The organism is Paracoccus mutanolyticus, from assembly GCF_003285265.1.
In the GTDB taxonomy this organism is placed as follows: Bacteria; Pseudomonadota; Alphaproteobacteria; order Rhodobacterales; family Rhodobacteraceae; genus Paracoccus; species Paracoccus yeei.
Window position 1 is genome coordinate 1,404,552 of the sequence record NZ_CP030239.1, and the last position, 16,879, is coordinate 1,421,430.

Sequence of the window (16,879 nt, forward strand, 5' to 3'; positions counted from 1 at the left end):
TGATGGAACGGATGCTGGGGGCCGAACTGACCGCCCATCTGGGCTATGAGGCCGGTGCGGTGCCGCCAGCCGAACAGAGCAACCGCCGGAACGGGGTTGCGGCGAAGCGCGTGAAGGCCGCCGAGGTGCTGGCCACCCAGGGGCATCGCGTGGTCGTCGCCGAGGCCATGCCGACGCCCGCGCGGAAGTTCCTGATGGCGGGGAAATCGGGGCTGAACCTGACCAAGGCCGAGGGCCTTGCGGATTTCACTGCGCATTATGGGGGCTCTGCCCCCGTCCTGCGGACTCCCCCGGGATATTTGGACAAGAAAGAACTTGGGCCAGACGAGGTCATGGCCTGGGCCGAGGGGCTGGGGATCGCGCTGTTCACCGGCTCGACGGGCCGGGTGTTTCCCGTCGGCATGAAGGCCTCGCCGCTGCTGCGGGCCTGGCTGGCGCGGCTGTCGGAGCTGGGGGTCGACCTGCGCACCCGCTGGCGCTGGGAGGGATTCCAGGGCGACGGCTGGCTGTTTCGGACGCCGGCGGGGCCTCAGGTGCTGCGGCCCGGCGCCGTAGTGCTGGCGCTTGGCGGCGCAAGCTGGCCTCGGCTGGGCTCGGACGCGGCCTGGGTGCCCTGGCTTTCGGCGCGGGGGGTCGGCATCGCGCCATTCCGGCCGGCGAACATGGGGTTCCGGGTCGGCTGGTCGCCCGCAATGGCGCGGCATTTCGGCCAGGCGGTCAAGGGCGTCGCGCTGAGTGCGGGCAGCCTGTCGAGCCGCGGCGAATGGGTCGTCACCGCGCAAGGGATCGAGGGCGGCGGCGTCTATGAGGTGGCGGCCGCGATCCGCGATGGGGCCGAGGCGGTCGTCGATCTGGCCCCCGATCTGGGCGCGGTGGAACTGGCGCGGCGGCTGGCCCTGGCCCCGGCGAAACTGTCGGTCGGCAACCGGCTGCGGCGGGTGCTGGGCGACCGCTGCGCGCCGCGCTGCTGCTGGAATGGGGCCAGCCCCTGCCTGCCGAGCCCGAGCGGCTGGCGATCCGCGCCAAGGCCCTGCGGCTGCGCCACGCCGGGCCGATGCCTCTGGAGCGGGCGATTTCCAGCGCCGGCGGCATCATCGGGGAGGGTCTGGCCGAGACGCTGGAGTTGCGCGCCCTGCCCGGCGTCTTTGCCGCGGGCGAGATGCTGGACTGGGAGGCGCCGACCGGCGGCTATCTGCTGACCGGCTGCCTGGCCACGGGGCGGCGGGCGGGCCTGGGCGCCGCGGCCTATCTGGCCTCGGCGCGCTGAAAGGCGGGCCGGGCGCGCATCCGGTCCAGATAGTCGGTCAGCCGGTGCTGGACGATCGGAAAGCGCGCCGCCAGCGCCCAGGTCAGGCAATGGGTCAGGATGATGTCGGGCACGGTCAGGCGGTCGCCCATCAGGAAGCCGTCCTCGGCCATGCGATGCACCAGTGTCTTCTGGCTGCGTTCGAATTCCCAGCGCAGCGTGTTCTTGATCGCCGAGGGCGCATTTCCTCGGGCAGGACGAAGCTGTGGCGCGCGGCCAGCCACAGGGCGGCGTCGAATTCGTCCAGGATGAACTGGGTCAGGCTGTCCTGGCGCGCCCGGTCGATGGTGCCGGCCGGATGGGTCAGCGCGCCGTGCCGGTCGGCCAGATAGGTCAGGATCGCCGTCGAGTCGGTGATCGGCGTGCCGTCCGCGATCAGCACCGGCACCTTGCCGGCCGGGTTGAACGAGGTGACGCCCTCGGCATGGGGGGCAAGCGGCACATGGTCGTAGGGCTGGCCCAGTTCCTCGAGCATCCACAGCACGCAGAAGGCCAGATTTCGACGTTCCGATCACCTGGTACATGGCGGACCCCTTTTGGCCAAGGCTAGCCGCCCCTGGGCACCAAGGCAATCCGCCGCCCATTGACGCGACGCCGGACCGGGCGCAGGAATGGCCGCGGAAGGAGAGTTCCATGACCCCATCGCGCGCGCGCCTGTTCACGCCGGTTCTGATCGGCGGGTCGATCATCCTGCTGATCAACTTCGCGCTGCGCGCCAGCTTCGGGGTGTTCCAGATTCCCATCGCCGCCGAATTCGGCTGGCCGCGGACCGAGTTCAGCCTGGCCATCGCGATCCAGAACCTGGCCTGGGGCATCGGCCAGCCGGTCTTTGGCGCCCTGGGTGAGCGGTTCGGCGACAAGCTGTCGATCATCCTGGGGGCATTCCTGTATTCGGCCGGGCTGATCCTGACCGCCCATGCGACCGACCCCGCCACCATGCAGATGCTCGAGGTGATGGTGGGCTTCGGCATCGCCGGCACCGGGTTTGGCGTGATCCTGGCGGTGATCGGCCGCGCGGCCAGCGACGAGAACCGCAGCATCGCGCTGGGGATCGCCACCGCGGCGGGCTCGGCCGGCCAGGTCTTTGGCGCGCCCCTGGCCGAGGGGCTGCTGGCCTTTTACCCCTGGCAGACGGTGTTCATCATCTTCGGCGTGATCGTCTTGGCCTGCCTGCTGTTCCTGCCCCTGCTGGGCGACACCCGGCCCGCCAGCCGCCACGAGCTTGAGGACAGCATGGGCGTGGTGCTGAAGCGCGCCTTTACCGATCCGTCCTATCTGATGATCTTTGCCGGGTTCTTCTCCTGCGGCTATCAGCTGGCCTTCATCACCGCGCATTTCCCGGCCATGATCACCGAGATGTGCGGCCCGATCGCGCCCGGCGGCGCCTTGGCGAGCCTGGGGATCACCACCACCTCGGCCCTGGGGGCGGTGGCGATCTCGCTGATCGGGCTGGCCAATATCGGCGGTGCCATCCTGGCCGGCTGGCTGGGCAAGCGCTATTCCAAGAAATACCTGCTGGCGGGCATCTACACGCTGCGCACCATCGCCGCGGCGATCTTCATCCTGACCCCCATCACGCCCACCACCGTCATCGTCTTTTCGCTGGCCATGGGCGCCCTGTGGCTGGCCACCGTGCCGCTGACCTCGGGGCTGGTCGCCTATATCTATGGGCTGCGCTACATGGGCACGCTTTACGGCTTCGTCTTCCTGTCCCACCAGCTGGGGTCCTTCCTGGGGGTCTGGCTGGGCGGCAGGCTGTATGACGCCTACGGCGACTATACCCTGGTCTGGTGGATCGGCGTGGGCGTCGGCGCCTTCAGCGCGCTGATCCACCTGCCGGTGCGCGAGGCGCCGGCGCGGCTGGCCGCCGCCTGAGGGGATTCCGTCTGGCGGGTCAACCAAGATACCGCAGCCTTTCCTGCGGGGGCAGCCCGCCCCCGCGCCCAACACGGAGGATCTCATGACCCGGCACCACATTTCCCGCCCCCTGCTGGGCCTCGCCCTGGCGGCGCTGATGGCCCCCGCCGCCCTGGCCGAAACGGCGGCCCAGATCCCGACCGCCCCCGCGGCGGCTGCGACCGAGGTTCCGGCGGCGCAATGCCCGGTCCGGGAATTCGCCATGGGCCTGCGCTATCAGCAGCAATCGGCCGAGGTGCGGGCGCTGCAGCTGCAGGGCTATGCGCTGGCCCGCGCCCGGCTGGAAGCCGCCATCGCCAAGGCCGGCGACGCCTCGAAACTGGCCGTGGTCACCGATCTGGACGAAACGGCCATCGACAACACCCCGCTGCTGGTCCGCGACATGCAGAACTGCCACGTCTATGACACCTGGGACACCTGGGGCGACTGGGAGCTGACGGGCAAGCCCACGCCGATTCCCGGCGCGCTGGACTTCTTCGATTTCGCCGACAAGTCCGGGGTCGCGATCTATTACATCTCGGACCGCTTCGGCGAGCCCGAGAACAAGGCCGCCACCATCGCCACCCTGAAGGAACTGGGCTTCCCGCAGGTGTCGGACGAGAACGTGCTGCTTTACGGAATCTCCAAGGCCGAGCGCCGCGCGGTGGCCGCCAAGGACCACCAGATCGTGCTGCTGCTGGGCGACACGCTGCATGACTTCGACGGCGTGTTCCGCAAGGCCGCGACCGACGTCAAGCGGACCGAGGTCGACAGGAACGCCGCGCATTTCGGCGCCGACTGGATCGTCTTCCCCAACGCCACCTATGGCGACTGGAGCACGGCGCCCCTGACCGCCTGGGACGCCCCGCTGAAGACCCAGTAAGGGCCGGCCGGCAGGGGTGGCTTGCACTTTCCGCCGGGGTGGCGCAGCTTCGCGCCGCCTGAAGGGGGGAACCATGCGCTGGATCATGTCGCCGGGACTGCTGTCCCTTGTCCTGGGCTACACGCTCAGCCAGTTCTACCGGGCGTTCCTGGCGGTGCTGTCGCCGACCCTGCATGCCGATCTGGGGGCGGGGCCGGCCGATCTCGCGCTGTCCTCGGGGCTTTGGTACATCGCCTTCGCGGCCATGCAGCTGCCGGTCGGCTGGGGCCTCGACCGCTATGGCCCGCGCGCGACGGTCGCAGCCTTGCTGGCGCTTGGCGGCGCGGGCGGCGCGGCGGTCTTTGCCCTGGCCAGCGCGCCCTGGCACATCCATGTGGCCATGGCGCTGCTGGGCGTGGGCTGCGCGCCGGTGATGGTGGGCAGCTTCTTCATCTTTGCCCGAACCCTGCCCCCCGCCTCGATGAGCGCGGCGGGCGGCGCGGTGGTGGGCCTCGGCTCGCTGGGCAACATGCTGGGCGCGGCGCCCCTGGTCTGGGTGGTCAACGCCATCGGCTGGCGCGAGGCGCTGGTGATCCTGGCGCTGGTCACGCTGGCGGTCGCGGCGACCATCCTGGCCTTCGTCCGAAACCCCCCGCACCCCGAGGGAAGCCAAGCCCGCGGCTCGCTGGGGGATCTTTTGCGGGTGCGCGCGCTGTGGCCGATCCTGCCGCTTCTGGGCGTGACCTATGCCGCCTCGGCCTGCATCCGGGGGCTGTGGGCCGGGCCCTATCTGGCCGAAACCTTCGGCGCCAGCGACTATGTGATCGGCTGGGTCACGCTGGGCATGGGGCTGGCGATGGTGACGGCGAACCTTTCGGTCGGCCGGGTGGTGCGGCTGATCGGGTCGGACAAGCGCACCTCGATCGCCAACAACCTGCTGCTGGGCGCGGTGCTGGCGGCGCTGTGGCTGACCTCGGGGATGAACCTCTGGGTTTCGGCGGTGCTCTTGGTGATGGTCTGCATCTCGGACAGTTCCTATTCGCTGATGATGTCGCACGGCCGGGCGTTCCTGCCCCATCATCTGGTCGGGCGCGGCATCACCTTCATGAACATGATCTCGATCGCCGGGGTCGGCGTGATGCAGTTCCTGTCGCGCCCGGTCTATCTGGCGGCCTCGGCCAACCATGCGGCGCCGGTCGCCTATGGTTACATCTTCCTGTTCTTCCTGCTACCTCTGACCATCGGATGGTTCATCTACCTGTTCAGTCCCGAGGATCGCCATGGCTGACATCGAGGTCGTCGCTCCGAACCTCAAGCGCCGCCTGTCGGGCGTGACGGCGACCGTCGTGCGCCTGATCCCGGTGCAGGCGCGCATGATCGGCATCGTCGCGACGGGGCCGGGGCTGCCGCCCGAGTTGCCCCATATCCCGCTGGCGCGCGCGGCCAGCCTGCCGCGCGACCGCTGGCGGGTCTGGCACGCGCGGCGCAACACGGAAATGGCGCTGGGGCTGATCCTGCGCCACCTGCTGCGGCGGCGCTATCGGCTGCTGTTCACCTCGGCCGCGCAGCGCCGGCACACGGGCTTCACCCGCTGGCTGATCCGTCAGCAGGACGCGCTGATCGCGACCTCGCCCCAGGCGGCCAGCTATCTGGAGCGTCCCGCGACGGTGATCCTGCACGGGGTCGACCTGTCCGTGTTCCACCCGGCGCCCGACCGCGCGGCATTGCGGGCGACCTTGGGCTTTGCGCCCGAGGACATCGTGATCGGCTGCTTCGGCCGGGTGCGGGCGCAAAAGGGCGTCGACCTGCTGGTCGAGGCGGCGCTGCGGCTGTTTCCCGACCGGCCGCGGGCCAGGCTGATCCTGTCCGGGCGCATCACATCCGACAACCAGGCCTTCGCCGACGATCTGAAGGCGCGGATCGCGCAGGCCGGCCTGTCGGACCGCATCCGTTTCCTGGGCGAGCTGCCGTGGGAGGATGTGGTGCGCAACTACCAGGCGCTCGATCTTTTCGCCGCCCCCGCCCGGTGGGAGGGCTTCGGGCTGACCCCGCTCGAGGCCGCGGCCTGCGGCGTTCCCACCGTCGCCGCCCGCGTCGGCGCCTATGAGACGCTGATCCGCGACGGCGAAACCGGCAGCCTGGTCCCGCGCGACGATGCCGACGCCCTGACCGCCGCGCTGGCGCGCTGGCTGGACGACGATGCCGGGCGCGTGGCTGCGGGCGCGGCCGCCCGCGCCCATGTCGCGCAGAACCATGCCATCGAAGGCGAGGCCCGCGCCATCGTCGCGGTCTATCGAAAGCTGCTGGCGTGACCCGCTGGGGCTTTCTGCTGGCCCGCAGCCTGCGCAATGAGCCGGCGCTGCAACGGCTGTCGGTCCCGCAGGCCGAATTGCTGGAAACCTTGCGCGGCAAGTCCGTGGCGCTGGTCGGCAACGCCCGCGCCCTGGCGCAGGGCGCGCAGGGCCCCGCCATCGACGCCGCCCAGGTGGTCATCCGCATCAATCGCGCGCCGATGCCCGGCCTGCAAAGCCATGGTACACGGCCCGTCTGGCTGGCGCTGGCGTTCCGGCTGGGCGCGGGAGCTGCCGGAACGGGGGAAGGCGGGTCCTGTGGATGTCGCCCAAGCGCAAGCGGCTGGACTGGCGGACGGCGACCAGCCCGGGTTTCTATCTGCACCCGCTGAAGGACTATGCGGCGCTGCGCGACCGGCTGGGCGCGCCGCCGACCACGGGGGCGATGATGATCGACCTGATCGCCCGGTCCGACATGGCGCGGCTGGACCTGTACGGCTTCGACTTCTTCGCCTCATTGTCACTGTCGGGACACCGGCGGGCCGAGCAGGTGCCGCATGATTTTTCAGGCGAATCCGAATGGGTGGCGGCGCTGGCCGCGTCAGATCGCCGGATCACCCGTCATTAAGCCGGTTTTTCGCCGGATTATCATGCAGATCGCCGAAATCTTGCTTTTCCTTTGCCGCGATTCGCCCTATATCGCGGCGTCCTGAGATGAGGAGACCCCCAGATGGGCTACAAGGTCGTTGTCGCCGGCGCCACGGGGAACGTGGGCCGTGAAATGCTGAACATTCTCGCCGAGCGCGAGTTTCCTGCCGATGAGGTTGTCGCTCTGGCTTCGCGCCGGAGCCTTGGCACTGAGGTCAGCTATGGCGACAAGACCCTGAAATGCAAGGACATCGAGGGGTTCGACTTTACCGGCTATGACATCGCGCTGTTTGCCATCGGCTCGGACGCGACAAAAACCTATGCGCCCATCGCGGCCAGCCAGGGCTGCGTGGTGATCGACAACTCGTCGCTTTATCGCTACGACCCGGGCATTCCGCTGATCGTGCCCGAGGTGAACGCCGACGCGGTCGAGGATTACCGCAACAAGATGATCATCGCGAACCCCAACTGCTCGACCGCGCAGATGGTGGTGGCGCTGAAGCCCCTCCATGACCGGGCGCGGATCAAGCGTGTCGTCGTCTCGACCTACCAGTCGGTCTCGGGCGCCGGCAAGGAGGGCATGGACGAGCTGTGGAACCAGACCAAGGGCATGTATGTGCCCGGTCAGGAGGTCGAGCCCAAGAAGTTCCAGAAGCAGATCGCCTTCAACGTGATCCCGCAGATCGACGTCTTCCTGGACAGCGGCGACACCAAGGAAGAATGGAAGATGGTGGCCGAGACGAAAAAGATCCTCGACCCCTCGATCAGGGTCACGGCGACCTGCGTGCGCGTTCCGGTCTTTGTCGGCCACTCCGAGGCGATCAACGTCGAGACCGAGGATCCTGGACGAGGACGAGGCCCGGACATCCTGCGCAAATCAGCTCGATTTGCTGGTGATCGACACGCCACCCGCCGCGCCTGATTGGTTGCAAAGCGTCATGGCTGCATCCGATCTGGTCTTGATACCTGTCCGCCCGTCACCGCACGATTTGCGTGCCGTGGGCGTCAGCGCACCTGCGCAAGGGCGCGGCGCTGAACGCCGTCCAGATCGCCGAACTGCTGGGCAGCCGCTGCCTGAAGAAGGGCTGAGCCGGCTGTCCGGACCCATGCCCGGCGCCGGACCCCGGCCTCGCGATTGGCTCTGACCAAGGATCCCCGGTTTGGCAGTCGCCGGGTCGGGGGTCTTGCGTTTCGTGCTGGTTCATCGCGCCTGCGCAGGGCAGGGGTCTTGCGTTTCGTGCTGGTTCATCGCGCCTGCGCAGGGCAAAAGGTCGGCCCGTCTCCTGTTCGAGCACGGCGGGGGCTGCCCACGGTCGCAGTGCCGGATATGGTCAAGGTCTTGCCGGTGCGGGCTGCGGCAGACCTTTCCGCAAGCGGTTTCCGGGAGAAACTCCCGCCTCGCGATAGCGGGCGAGACGGGCTTTTGTTTGTGGCGCAGGATCTATTTTTCGGGATATCCTGTCGCAGGACAGTCCTGGCCGTCACGCAGTCCGCGAACCCCCGCGCCGGTCTCCGGTTGCCAGCACGGAGCAGTTCTGGGCCTTCGCCAGGACCTTGCCCGCATGGCAATCGGCACCAAGCCCGCCCGGCGCTGGTGCTAGACCGCCACCTCTCCGGTCTCGATGGCGCGCGCGAGGCGGTCGATGGCTTCAGCCAGGCGCGCGTCCACCACATGCAGGTATTGCGTCCAGTCGGTCAGGGTCGCCAGGTCCTCGGCCCCGTCCGAAATGCCCCGCAGGCCGATCAGCGGCACGCCGAAATGCTGGCAGGCGCGCAGCACGGCATATGTCTCCATGTCGACCATCTCGGCCGCGATGCGGTCATAGCCCGCGCCGCTGACGATGCTGCCGCCCGTCGCCAGCGCCGCCTGGGGGATGCCGGGAATGGAGAGGGGCAAGGCCACGCGGGGCGGCAGGTCCAGCATCGGCGTCTGCCCCACCGCAAAGCCCAGGGCCGAGGCATCCATGTCGCGGTATTCCACCGCCGAAACCTGATAGACCGCGCCCTGTTCCAGCATCCGCGATCCTGCCGATCCCAGCGAAACCACCAGTTCGGGCAGCCGCCCGGCAGCGTGCAGGCGCGACAGGGCCGCAGACAGGGCAACGGCAGCCTCGACTGGGCCGACGCCGGTCATCAGCGGCCGGATGCGCCCGCGCAGGTGCGGGCCATATTCGGCATCGACCGCCATGACGAACAGCACGTCACGGCCTGAAAGCCTGTCCATCGGCGGCAGGTCCATGTCAGCCATCCCTTTCGTTTCGCCCGAAGAAAAGGCCAAAATTCGCCGAATCGCAAGCCCGCACTGGTCCGTGGCCGCGCCGCGCGGGCCGGCGCCGGGTCTCAGCCGGTCAGCGCCCGTTCCTGGCCGCCCGGGTCCGTGGCCAAGGGCGGGGCGATCCTGACCGGGGTCGCGGCCGTACCCGGCATCGGCGCCTGGAAGCTCAGCAGCAGCCGCCCGCCCGACAGTCCGCGCAGCCCCCAGGTCAGCAGCCCGCCCGAGGGCCCGGCCATGGCGCCGCCCAGCGTCGCCTCGGCCAAGGGCCGGTTCAGCGCGTCGCGCAGCGCGGCCAGGCCCGGGCTTGCGCCGCACAGGTCCAGCCAGCACTGCACATGGTCGTCAAGGCTGCCGCGCGGGCCGCAGGACCACAGGTCGGCATAGCGGCGGTTCACGATCAGCGCCTCGCCATTGGCGGCAAAGACCGCGACGGCGTCGTCCAGCGCGTCCAGCACCTCGGCGCCCAGCGAAAGGTCCGCCCGGAACTTGCGCGTCAACGAGATTTCCGAGGTGATGTCCTCGAACAGAAAGGCCACGGCGCCGTCGGGATGCGGGCGGCCCGTCACGCGATAGGTCTGGCCGCCGGGCAAAGACCACATCTCGACATGATGGCCGGACGAGGCCGCTGCCTCGAGCGTGTTCATCTGGTTGCGCCAGCTGCGATAGTCCTTGGGCTCGGGGACCATCCGCGCCTCGCGCAGGCGGTCCAGAAAGGCGTAAAGCGTCGGGCGCGCGGTCAGGAAGCCGGTGGCCAGCCCCGTCAGGTCGATCAGCGCCGGGTTGAACAGCTGCAGATTTCGGTCGCGGTCAAAGATCGCAAGCCCGATCGGCAGATCGGCGAAGGTCTTGGTCAGGGTCTGCACGAATTCGCGCAGGCTGCGTTCGGCGCGCACGGCCGCGTCGGCGGGCAGGGCGATGGCCACGGTCTGTTCGGCAACCTCATGGACGTGGCAGTCGTACCAGCGGCTTTGCCCGTCGTGCTGGATCTGCACCCGGCGCGAGGCGCCAAGCGCCGCGCCGCCCTGCACCGGACGCGCCGACAGGTCGACAAGCTGCGGCAGCGGCCAGACGGTCTGGCCGCCGCTGACCGCTTCGGCAAGCTGCAGATAGGCGGAGTTGGCCCAGGTGACATGGCCCTGCCCGTCCTGGCGCCAGGCCAGCATGGGCGAATGGTCCATCGTGCTGCGCAGGATCTCCAGCTCGTGCTCCATCGCGGCAAGCGACAGCGAATCGACCACGATCCCGGCGTTTTCCGCCGAAGGGTCGGCCAGGGTCACGCGCAGCAGCCCATCGCCCAGATCCTCGGCCAGAAGGCGCAGCCGGGCGTTGCCGGCGCCGTCCCCGCCGGTCACGTCGACGCGCGCCCCTTCGCCCATGTCGAACAGGCCGACGCTGAATTCCGGCAGCCGCATGCCCAGCCAGCCGACCAGCTTCTGCCAGTCCCCCTCACCCGGCAGCGCGGCCAGCAGGGCCTGGGCAGGCCCGGTCGCGTCGATCAGCCGCTGGGCGCGAAACAGGAAGACGATGGGTTCGATCCGGCGGTCCAGCCGGTCGCGTTCCGTCGCGCCGCCCGGCCGCCGCCCCTCCATCACGCGGATCGCACCAAGCGCCAGCACAAGCGCGGACAGGGCCGAAGCGAAGGCGATAAGGAACTGGGTAACCATGCTGATAAACCTGCGCGTGCCAATCCGTTTCACCTTCACCTATGGGATGAATCATAAGAAAGGGTTAACGCAAGGGCTATCACACCGAGATTTCGGGATTGCTTCCCAAGGCTGCGCGGCCGTCCGCCTCGATCAACTCCCGCGGCCAAGTGACGGTGACCTGCGCGCCACGCTGGCGATTGCCGAAGCGGACGGCGGCGCCCGAACGCTCCAGCAGGGTCTTTGCGATAAACAGGCCCAGGCCCAGCCCTTCATAGCTGCGCCCGTCCTCGGACCGGGGGCGCGTGGTCAGGAAGGGATCGCCGATCTTGGGCAGCAGCGTGGCCGGAAAGCCCGGACCGTCGTCCGCGATGCGGATGCGGATCTCGCGCCGGTCACAGCCTGCCTCGATCAGCACTTCGGCGCGGGCGAAATCAACCGCATTCTGGATCAGGTTGCGCAAGCCGTGGATCAGCGCCGCATCGCGCAGGATCGCGGGGGCGCCGGGCGCCACCTCGATGCGGATGCGGATGCCGCGGTCGCGGTGCGGATCGGCGGCCTCGTCCAGCACCTGACGCAGGGGCGCCGCGCGGATCAGCAGGTCGTCGCGGCCGGCGCTGCCCATGGATTTCAGGATCGCGCCGCAGCGTTCGGCGGACTGGCGCAGCACGGCCAGATCCTCGGCCAGGTCGGTGCGCTCGGGCAGGGCTTCGGCGATCTCGTCCGCAGCTCGGAGCTGACCAGCTTGATGGTGGCCAGGGGGGTGCCCATCTCGTGCGCGGCGGCGGCGACCACGCCGCCGAGATGCTGCAGCTTCTGTTCGCGTTCCAGCGCCATGCGGGCCGCGAACAGCGCATCCGATCCGGCCGAGATCTCGGCCGCGACGGTGCGGGCGTAATAGGCAAAGAACAGCGCCCCGATGATGATGGCAAACCAAGTCCCGACCAGCAGCGGCTCGTTCAACGTGGCGACGGGCCCGTCGGAAAAGGTCAGCGGGCGGGCGAAAAAGGCCGCCATCGACACCATGACGAATGTCGTCGCCCCCAGCGCCACCAGCTGCCGCCCCGGCAGGGCGGTCGCCGCCACCGTCACCGGGGCCAGCAGCAGCACGGCAAAGGGGTTGGTCAAGCCCCCCGTCAGCGACAGAAGCGCCGCGATCTGCGCCAGGTCGAAGCCCAGTTGCCACGCCGCCTCGAGCGCCGAGATGCGGCGCGCGGGCCGGAGCGACAGTGCAATGTTCAGCGCGATGGCCAGGCCGATCACCAGAAGCACGGGTCCCAGGCGCAGGTGCGCGCCGATCATCAGCGCCACGGCCACCGCAGCGGACTGGCCGATGATCGCGACCCAGCGCAGCAGGATCAGCGTGCGCAGCCGGATCGGCTCGGGACCCGGCTGGCCGGGCAGGAAATCGAAACGGCGCGAGACGAGGCCGGGAAACATCGCTTCTCCTGGAATGGGGTTTGGGCGATTGTTATGCAGGGCGCGTCCGGCAATCAATGCGACGGATCGTCGGGGGCGCGGGATTTGACCCTGCGCCCCGGCCCGCATACAGAAGGGGCCATTATCGCGGGGGATAAAACGATGACGCAAGGGCTGAATATCGGGGCCGATCCCACCTTGTTGCTGGTGGATGACGACGAAATCTTTCTGACCCGCCTGGCGCGCGCGATGGAAAAGCGGGGTTTTTCCGTCCAGCAGGCGCCTTCGGTGGCCGAGGCCCGGCGCATGGTCGCCGAGCGCCCGCCGGCCTATGCCGTGGTCGACCTGCGGCTTGAGGACGGCAACGGGCTGGATGTCGTCGATGCGCTGCGCGAGGCGCGGCCCGATGTGCGCGTCGTCGTGCTGACCGGATATGGCGCGATCGCCACCGCCGTCGCCGCGGTGAAAATGGGGGCCACGGATTACCTGTCGAAACCCGCCGATGCGGACGAGGTGACGCGCGCCCTGCTGTCGCAAGGCGAAACCCTGCCCCCGCCGCCCGAAATGCCCATGTCGGCCGATCGCGTCCGCTGGGAGCATATTCAGCGTGTTTATGAACAATGCGACCGCAATGTCAGCGAAACCGCCCGCCGCCTGCATATGCATCGCCGCACCTTGCAGCGGATTTTGGCCAAGCGCGGACCGCGCTGATTGAAATGGACCAAGGTTTCTATTGCAATCGCGCTTTGCCGCGAAATATTAAAGGGCACGAAGAACCATAATAAAGCTGACAGGAACTGCATAAAATGGAACTCGACCTGGACAAGATGTCGTTGCGCGATCTGCGCGATCTGCGCAGCAAGGTGGACAAGGCCATCGCCACTTTCGAGGACCGCCGCAAACGCGAAGCCCTGAACGCGGTGGAAAATGCCGCCCGCGAATTCGGCTTCAGCCTGGCGGAACTGGCCAGCGCGAAAGGCGCCGGACGCGGCCGGGTCGCGGCGAAATACGCCAACCCCGAGGATCCGAACGCGACCTGGACCGGGCGTGGCCGCAAGCCCCGTTGGGTACAAGAGGCACTGGATGCCGGCAAGTCCTTGGAAGACCTGCAAATCTGAAAACAGCCCCGCCACCGGCGGGCTTTTCACTAGGCGCCATCGATCAGCGCGATCAGGGCGTCGAACCTGGAAATATAGGCCAGCCGTGTTTCGACCGGCGGCCGCAGCCGGATTTCCAGCTCCTGCATCCAGTCGGGCGCGGTGACCGGAAACAGCCGGTCGGCCTCGGCTTGGGTGAAGCCCGCGATCTGCAGCGCCTCAAGCCGGGCAGAAATGCGATCCGCGCGCTTGATCGCCGCCTTGACCGGCTTTGGCAACTGGGCAGGCAGGCCGAAACGCAAATGGATGGCGGCCGCAAGTCTTGCGTCCATTTGTCCATATTCCCGCCCCAGCGCCGATTTGACCGGAGAGATCATGTCCCCGATCACATATTCAGGAGCATCGTGCAGCAATGCCGCCAGCCGCCAGCGCGGATCGCAATCGGGATTGGCACGGGCGTGGATTTCCTCGACCAACAGGGAATGCTCGGCCACGCTATAGGCCCATTCCCCACGGGTTTGCCCATTCCAGCGGGCGACAAAAGACAGCCCGTGGGCAATATCCGTGATCTCGATATCGACCGGCGTAGGATCCAGAAGATCCAGCCGCCGGCCCGAAAGCATGCGCTGCCATGCCCGTTTCGCCATCGAAAAAGCCCCGAAATGAAAAATGCCCGCGGCCGGACCAGCTGCGGGCATTCACGCAATATGCCCGTTTACGACAGCGGCTGGTCGGCAGGCCGTTCGGCCGACATGCGGCGCGCGATTTCCTGGCGATACAGGGCCACGAAATCCACAGGGTCCATGTTGAAGGGCGGGAAACCGCCATCGCGGGTCATGTCCGAAATGATGCGCCGCACATAGGGAAACATCATGCGCGGGCATTCGATCATCAGAAAGGGATGCAGCTGGTCCTCGGGCACGCCCTCGACGTGAAAGATCCCGCCATAATCCAGTTCGCACAGAAAGATCGGCGCCTTGTCCCGCGCATTGGTGGACTGGACACGGAACTTGCTGATGACTTCGTACTGGTGCTCGACCTGGCGCTTGCGGGCATCCAGGCTGACCTGCACGCTGATTTCGGGCTGAACCTCGCCCGCGGGCATGCCGCGCTGCGCCACCGCGTTTTCAAAGGACAGGTCGCGGATATATTGCGTCAGGATCTGCAGCCGGACGCCGGGCTGGCTGCCGTTCTGGGCCAGGTCGGGGGTGGTGGTTTGCTCGCTCATCAGGATCTCCCAGGGATTTCGCGATTACTAGCACCCCGCCGGGCCGCGCTCAATGCCGGGTCCAGCCCGAGCCGCCGGACCGCGACGGCGGGTTCGAGCCGTCCGTCAGCCCCTCGCGCACCGGGGCGGGCGGGTCGTCCTGCACCGAATATTCCGCGTCGATCACGCCGTCGTCACGCCAGCCGCGCGCGGGATGGCCGGGGGGCACCTCGCCCATGAAATCCGTCTCGGCGGTGCGCTGGCGATAGACGACGCCGCTGACGCCGACGCGCCGACCCATCCGGCGCAGCACCAGGGACCGTACCCCCGGGATCAGCAGCAGCAGGCCCACCCCGCTGGTGAACAGGCCCGGCACGATCATCAAAAGCCCCGCCAGCATCACCAGCGCGCCATGCGCCATGGGCGCGGTGGGGTCGCGGAACTCCTGCATCGCGCGCTGCACGTCGCGGGCGGCGGTGGCGCCGCGCCGGCGCAGCACGGCCACGCCCAGGACCGACGACAGGATCACCAGCCCCAGCGTGGGCAGCAGCCCGATGGCGCCCCCGACCTGGATGAACAGCGCGATCTCGACAATCGGCAGGATGACGAACGGCAGCAACGGCCACATGGGCTTTTCCTTCACTTCTTTTCCAGGTCGGGTGCAAAACTGGACTTGGCCCGCCCTGCACCCTACATAGGGATGCGACACCCCATAAGAAAGCTCAACACGGTCCGATGTCGAACCCCATGCTCCAGATCCTTGTCCTTGCCGCGATCGCCATCTTCCTGATCCTGCGGCTGCGCGGTGTGCTGGGGACCCGCGACGGGTTCGAGCCGACCCAGACCCCCGAGGAGACGGTGGCGCCGCGCCGCTTCGACGTGATCGAGGGAACGGCCGAGACGCCCGATACCGACATCGCCGATCATGCCGAGCCGGGCAGCGCCACGGCCCGCGCCTTGGCCGCGATGAAAGAGGTCGAGCCGGGCTTTGCCGTCGGCCCCTTCCTGAGCGGCGCGAAATCCGCCTACGAGATGATCCTGCTGGCGTTCGAACGGGGCGATCTGTCTGAGGTGCGCGGCTTTCTGGCCCCGGCCGTGGCCGAGGCCTTCGACGGGGTCATCGCCGACCGCAAGGCACGCGGCCTGACGACCGAGGCGCAGTTCCTGGGCACCCGCGAAACGGCGCTGGCCGCGGCCGAATTCAACCCGCAGACGCGCCTGGCCGAACTGTCCGTCCGCTTCGTGGGCGAAATGATCGTGGCCACCCGAGACGCGCAGGGCAATGTCGTGGATGGCGACCCGCGCTCGGCCCGCAAGCAGCGCGACGTCTGGACCTTTGCCCGCCAGATGGGGTCAAGCGACCCGAACTGGCAACTGGTCGCCACCGCCTGAGCCATGGCACGGCGGCGGGGCCTGACGGCCGACGAAAAGGCCCTCTGGTCCCGCATCGCCGCGACGGCGGTGCCCATGCATCCGTCCAAGGCGCCCGAACCGACCCCCTTGCCAAAGCCCTCCCTGCCCGCCACGCCCGAGCCCGCCCGACCGGCCCCCCTGCCGGATTTCCGCATCGGGGCCAAGCCGCTGAAGGGCGCCGCGACCCGCATCGACCTTTCCCCCCATCCCGGCCGCGCCCTGCATGACCAACCCCTGCGGATGGATCACAAGACCCATCGCCGCATGGCCCAGGGCAAGCTTGCGCCCGAGGCGCGGATCGACCTGCATGGCATGACGCTGAACGTGGCGCAGCCCGCGCTGACCCGCTTCATCCTGAACGCCCGGACCAGCGGGCTGCGCCTGGTCCTGGTCATCACCGGCAAGGGGCGCCAAGGGGGGGCCGACGCGCCCCTGCCCGTCCGCCCGGGGGCCTTGCGCCACAATGTCCCCCATTGGCTGCATATGCCGCCCCTGGACCAGCTTGTGCTGCAGGTCAAGCCGGCCCATCGCCGCCACGGCGGCGAGGGCGCCTATTACGTCTATCTGCGGCGATAGGGCGGCGCGGTCAGACGCCCGAGCCGTAGTTCGCCTTGGGTCCCGCCAGCCACCAGATGATCAGCCCCACCACCGGCAGGATCGCGACCAGCAGGATCCAGATGATCTTGGTCGATGTCGCTGCATTGGTGTTGATGATCGAGGCGATGGCCCAAACATCCAGCGCAAAGATGATGATCCCGAAGATATATCCCATGACGGTCCTTTCCGGCTACCGGGCCTCAACGATGCCCAAGCAGCCAGGTT

At 68.4% G+C, this 16,879-nt stretch carries 16 protein-coding genes and 4 pseudogenes; 12 read left to right on the plus strand and 8 right to left on the minus strand.

All coding sequences use genetic code 11. The features are described 5' to 3' along the window. Window positions 1–59: 59 nt before the first annotated feature. A pseudogene (locus tag DPM13_RS07515) lies at window positions 60–1,267 on the plus strand (TIGR03862 family flavoprotein). Here the strand turns inward: DPM13_RS07515 and DPM13_RS07520 are convergent. Then, a pseudogene (locus tag DPM13_RS07520) lies at window positions 1,246–1,830 on the minus strand (glutathione S-transferase family protein). The pseudogenes DPM13_RS07515 and DPM13_RS07520 overlap by 22 nt on opposite strands. A 109-nt stretch (window positions 1,831–1,939) precedes the next feature. On the opposite strand from DPM13_RS07520, the gene DPM13_RS07525 reads away from it, so the two are divergent. From DPM13_RS07525 to DPM13_RS07550, 7 genes and pseudogenes are all read left to right on the plus strand, one after another. Continuing rightward, complete coding sequence (locus DPM13_RS07525; RefSeq protein WP_099648505.1) at window positions 1,940–3,181, plus strand: MFS transporter; 1,242 nt, start codon at window positions 1,940–1,942, stop codon at window positions 3,179–3,181. Window positions 3,182–3,266: 85 nt separating this feature from the next. Next, window positions 3,267–4,085 carry a 5'-nucleotidase, lipoprotein e(P4) family gene (locus tag DPM13_RS07530; RefSeq protein WP_112887751.1) on the plus strand — a complete coding sequence of 273 codons (819 nt, stop codon included), beginning with the start codon at window positions 3,267–3,269 and terminating at the stop codon, window positions 4,083–4,085. A gap of 73 nt (window positions 4,086–4,158) precedes the next feature. Beyond that, the gene (locus DPM13_RS07535) at window positions 4,159–5,352 is read left to right on the plus strand and encodes an MFS transporter (RefSeq protein WP_051578132.1); all 1,194 of its coding nucleotides are present in this window, start codon (window positions 4,159–4,161) and stop codon (window positions 5,350–5,352) included. After that, the gene (locus DPM13_RS07540) at window positions 5,345–6,376 is read left to right on the plus strand and encodes a glycosyltransferase (protein WP_112887752.1); all 1,032 of its coding nucleotides are present in this window, start codon (window positions 5,345–5,347) and stop codon (window positions 6,374–6,376) included. Before DPM13_RS07535 ends, DPM13_RS07540 begins: the two co-directional genes overlap by 8 nt. Further along, a complete protein-coding gene (locus DPM13_RS25890; protein ID WP_317616407.1) occupies window positions 6,373–6,747 on the plus strand; it encodes a glycosyltransferase family 29 protein in 375 nt (124 codons plus the stop codon). The genes DPM13_RS07540 and DPM13_RS25890 overlap by 4 nt, the downstream gene beginning before the upstream one ends. Window positions 6,748–6,803: 56 nt before the next feature. Beyond that, window positions 6,804–6,983 (plus strand): hypothetical protein, encoded by a 180-nt coding sequence (locus DPM13_RS25895; RefSeq protein WP_317616408.1) that lies wholly within the window; start codon window positions 6,804–6,806, stop codon window positions 6,981–6,983. 102 nt (window positions 6,984–7,085) lie between these two features. Then, window positions 7,086–7,870: pseudogene (locus DPM13_RS07550) on the plus strand (aspartate-semialdehyde dehydrogenase); the annotation flags it as partial. A gap of 730 nt (window positions 7,871–8,600) precedes the next feature. Here DPM13_RS07550 and DPM13_RS07555 read toward each other — a convergent pair. The 3 genes and pseudogenes from DPM13_RS07555 to DPM13_RS26755 all read right to left on the minus strand — a co-directional run bounded on the left by DPM13_RS07555 (window position 8,601) and on the right by DPM13_RS26755 (window position 12,361). Next, entirely contained in the window at window positions 8,601–9,251 is a 651-nt protein-coding gene (locus DPM13_RS07555; RefSeq protein ID WP_223252430.1) for a 5'-methylthioadenosine/S-adenosylhomocysteine nucleosidase, read from the minus strand. A 92-nt stretch (window positions 9,252–9,343) separates the two neighbouring features. Beyond that, window positions 9,344–10,942 (minus strand): PAS-domain containing protein, encoded by a 1,599-nt coding sequence (locus DPM13_RS07560; protein ID WP_112887755.1) that lies wholly within the window; start codon window positions 10,940–10,942, stop codon window positions 9,344–9,346. A 79-nt stretch (window positions 10,943–11,021) separates the two neighbouring features. After that, a pseudogene (locus DPM13_RS26755) lies at window positions 11,022–12,361 on the minus strand (ActS/PrrB/RegB family redox-sensitive histidine kinase). 141 nt (window positions 12,362–12,502) lie between these two features. On the opposite strand from DPM13_RS26755, the gene DPM13_RS07570 reads away from it, so the two are divergent. Together DPM13_RS07570 and DPM13_RS07575 are read left to right on the plus strand one after the other, a co-directional pair. Next, on the plus strand, window positions 12,503–13,051 hold the full coding sequence (locus tag DPM13_RS07570; protein WP_080621241.1) for an ActR/PrrA/RegA family redox response regulator transcription factor: 549 nt from the start codon (window positions 12,503–12,505) through the stop codon (window positions 13,049–13,051). A 95-nt stretch (window positions 13,052–13,146) separates the two neighbouring features. Next, the gene (locus DPM13_RS07575; RefSeq protein WP_112887756.1) at window positions 13,147–13,458 is read left to right on the plus strand and encodes an H-NS histone family protein; all 312 of its coding nucleotides are present in this window, start codon (window positions 13,147–13,149) and stop codon (window positions 13,456–13,458) included. Window positions 13,459–13,487: 29 nt separating this feature from the next. Here the strand turns inward: DPM13_RS07575 and DPM13_RS07580 are convergent, their stop codons facing one another. The 3 genes from DPM13_RS07580 to DPM13_RS07590 are packed head-to-tail and all read right to left on the minus strand — an operon-like array spanning window position 13,488 to window position 15,272. Next, the gene (locus DPM13_RS07580) at window positions 13,488–14,135 is read right to left on the minus strand and encodes a YfbR-like 5'-deoxynucleotidase (RefSeq protein WP_223252431.1); all 648 of its coding nucleotides are present in this window, start codon (window positions 14,133–14,135) and stop codon (window positions 13,488–13,490) included. 17 nt (window positions 14,136–14,152) lie between these two features. Then, entirely contained in the window at window positions 14,153–14,665 is a 513-nt protein-coding gene (secB, locus tag DPM13_RS07585; protein ID WP_051578134.1) for a protein-export chaperone SecB, read from the minus strand. A gap of 49 nt (window positions 14,666–14,714) precedes the next feature. Further along, entirely contained in the window at window positions 14,715–15,272 is a 558-nt protein-coding gene (locus DPM13_RS07590; RefSeq protein ID WP_028719562.1) for an FxsA family protein, read from the minus strand. Between the two features lie 107 nt (window positions 15,273–15,379). Here DPM13_RS07590 and DPM13_RS07595 point away from each other — a divergent pair, with 107 nt between their 5' ends. Together DPM13_RS07595 and DPM13_RS07600 are read left to right on the plus strand one after the other, a co-directional pair. Then, window positions 15,380–16,036: a Tim44/TimA family putative adaptor protein gene (locus tag DPM13_RS07595; RefSeq protein WP_080621243.1), complete on the plus strand. Its 657-nt coding sequence runs from the start codon at window positions 15,380–15,382 to the stop codon at window positions 16,034–16,036. Window positions 16,037–16,039: 3 nt separating this feature from the next. Further along, a complete protein-coding gene (locus tag DPM13_RS07600) occupies window positions 16,040–16,633 on the plus strand; it encodes a Smr/MutS family protein (RefSeq protein ID WP_112887757.1) in 594 nt (197 codons plus the stop codon). Window positions 16,634–16,643: 10 nt separating this feature from the next. Here the strand turns inward: DPM13_RS07600 and DPM13_RS07605 are convergent, their stop codons facing one another. Further along, complete coding sequence (locus DPM13_RS07605) at window positions 16,644–16,829, minus strand: PLDc N-terminal domain-containing protein (protein WP_028719565.1); 186 nt, start codon at window positions 16,827–16,829, stop codon at window positions 16,644–16,646. Window positions 16,830–16,879: the final 50 nt, after the last annotated feature.

Bases quoted from the DNA above. Each gene is read 5' to 3' on its own strand.
- secB (WP_051578134.1), bottom strand. From the start codon at position 14,665: ATGAGCGAGCAAACCACCACCCCCGACCTGGCCCAGAACGGCAGCCAG.
- DPM13_RS07570 (WP_080621241.1), top strand. From the start codon at position 12,503: ATGACGCAAGGGCTGAATATCGGGGCCGATCCCACCTTGTTGCTGGTG.
- DPM13_RS07595 (WP_080621243.1), top strand. From the start codon at position 15,380: ATGTCGAACCCCATGCTCCAGATCCTTGTCCTTGCCGCGATCGCCATC.
- DPM13_RS07580 (WP_223252431.1), bottom strand. From the start codon at position 14,135: ATGCCCGCAGCTGGTCCGGCCGCGGGCATTTTTCATTTCGGGGCTTTT.
- DPM13_RS07525 (WP_099648505.1), top strand. From the start codon at position 1,940: ATGACCCCATCGCGCGCGCGCCTGTTCACGCCGGTTCTGATCGGCGGG.
- DPM13_RS07600 (WP_112887757.1), top strand. From the start codon at position 16,040: ATGGCACGGCGGCGGGGCCTGACGGCCGACGAAAAGGCCCTCTGGTCC.
- DPM13_RS07590 (WP_028719562.1), bottom strand. From the start codon at position 15,272: ATGTGGCCGTTGCTGCCGTTCGTCATCCTGCCGATTGTCGAGATCGCG.
- DPM13_RS07555 (WP_223252430.1), bottom strand. From the start codon at position 9,251: ATGGCTGACATGGACCTGCCGCCGATGGACAGGCTTTCAGGCCGTGAC.
- DPM13_RS25895 (WP_317616408.1), top strand. From the start codon at position 6,804: ATGATCGACCTGATCGCCCGGTCCGACATGGCGCGGCTGGACCTGTAC.
- DPM13_RS07575 (WP_112887756.1), top strand. From the start codon at position 13,147: ATGGAACTCGACCTGGACAAGATGTCGTTGCGCGATCTGCGCGATCTG.
- DPM13_RS07535 (WP_051578132.1), top strand. From the start codon at position 4,159: ATGCGCTGGATCATGTCGCCGGGACTGCTGTCCCTTGTCCTGGGCTAC.
- DPM13_RS07605 (WP_028719565.1), bottom strand. From the start codon at position 16,829: ATGGGATATATCTTCGGGATCATCATCTTTGCGCTGGATGTTTGGGCC.
- DPM13_RS07540 (WP_112887752.1), top strand. From the start codon at position 5,345: ATGGCTGACATCGAGGTCGTCGCTCCGAACCTCAAGCGCCGCCTGTCG.
- DPM13_RS07560 (WP_112887755.1), bottom strand. From the start codon at position 10,942: ATGGTTACCCAGTTCCTTATCGCCTTCGCTTCGGCCCTGTCCGCGCTT.
- DPM13_RS07530 (WP_112887751.1), top strand. From the start codon at position 3,267: ATGACCCGGCACCACATTTCCCGCCCCCTGCTGGGCCTCGCCCTGGCG.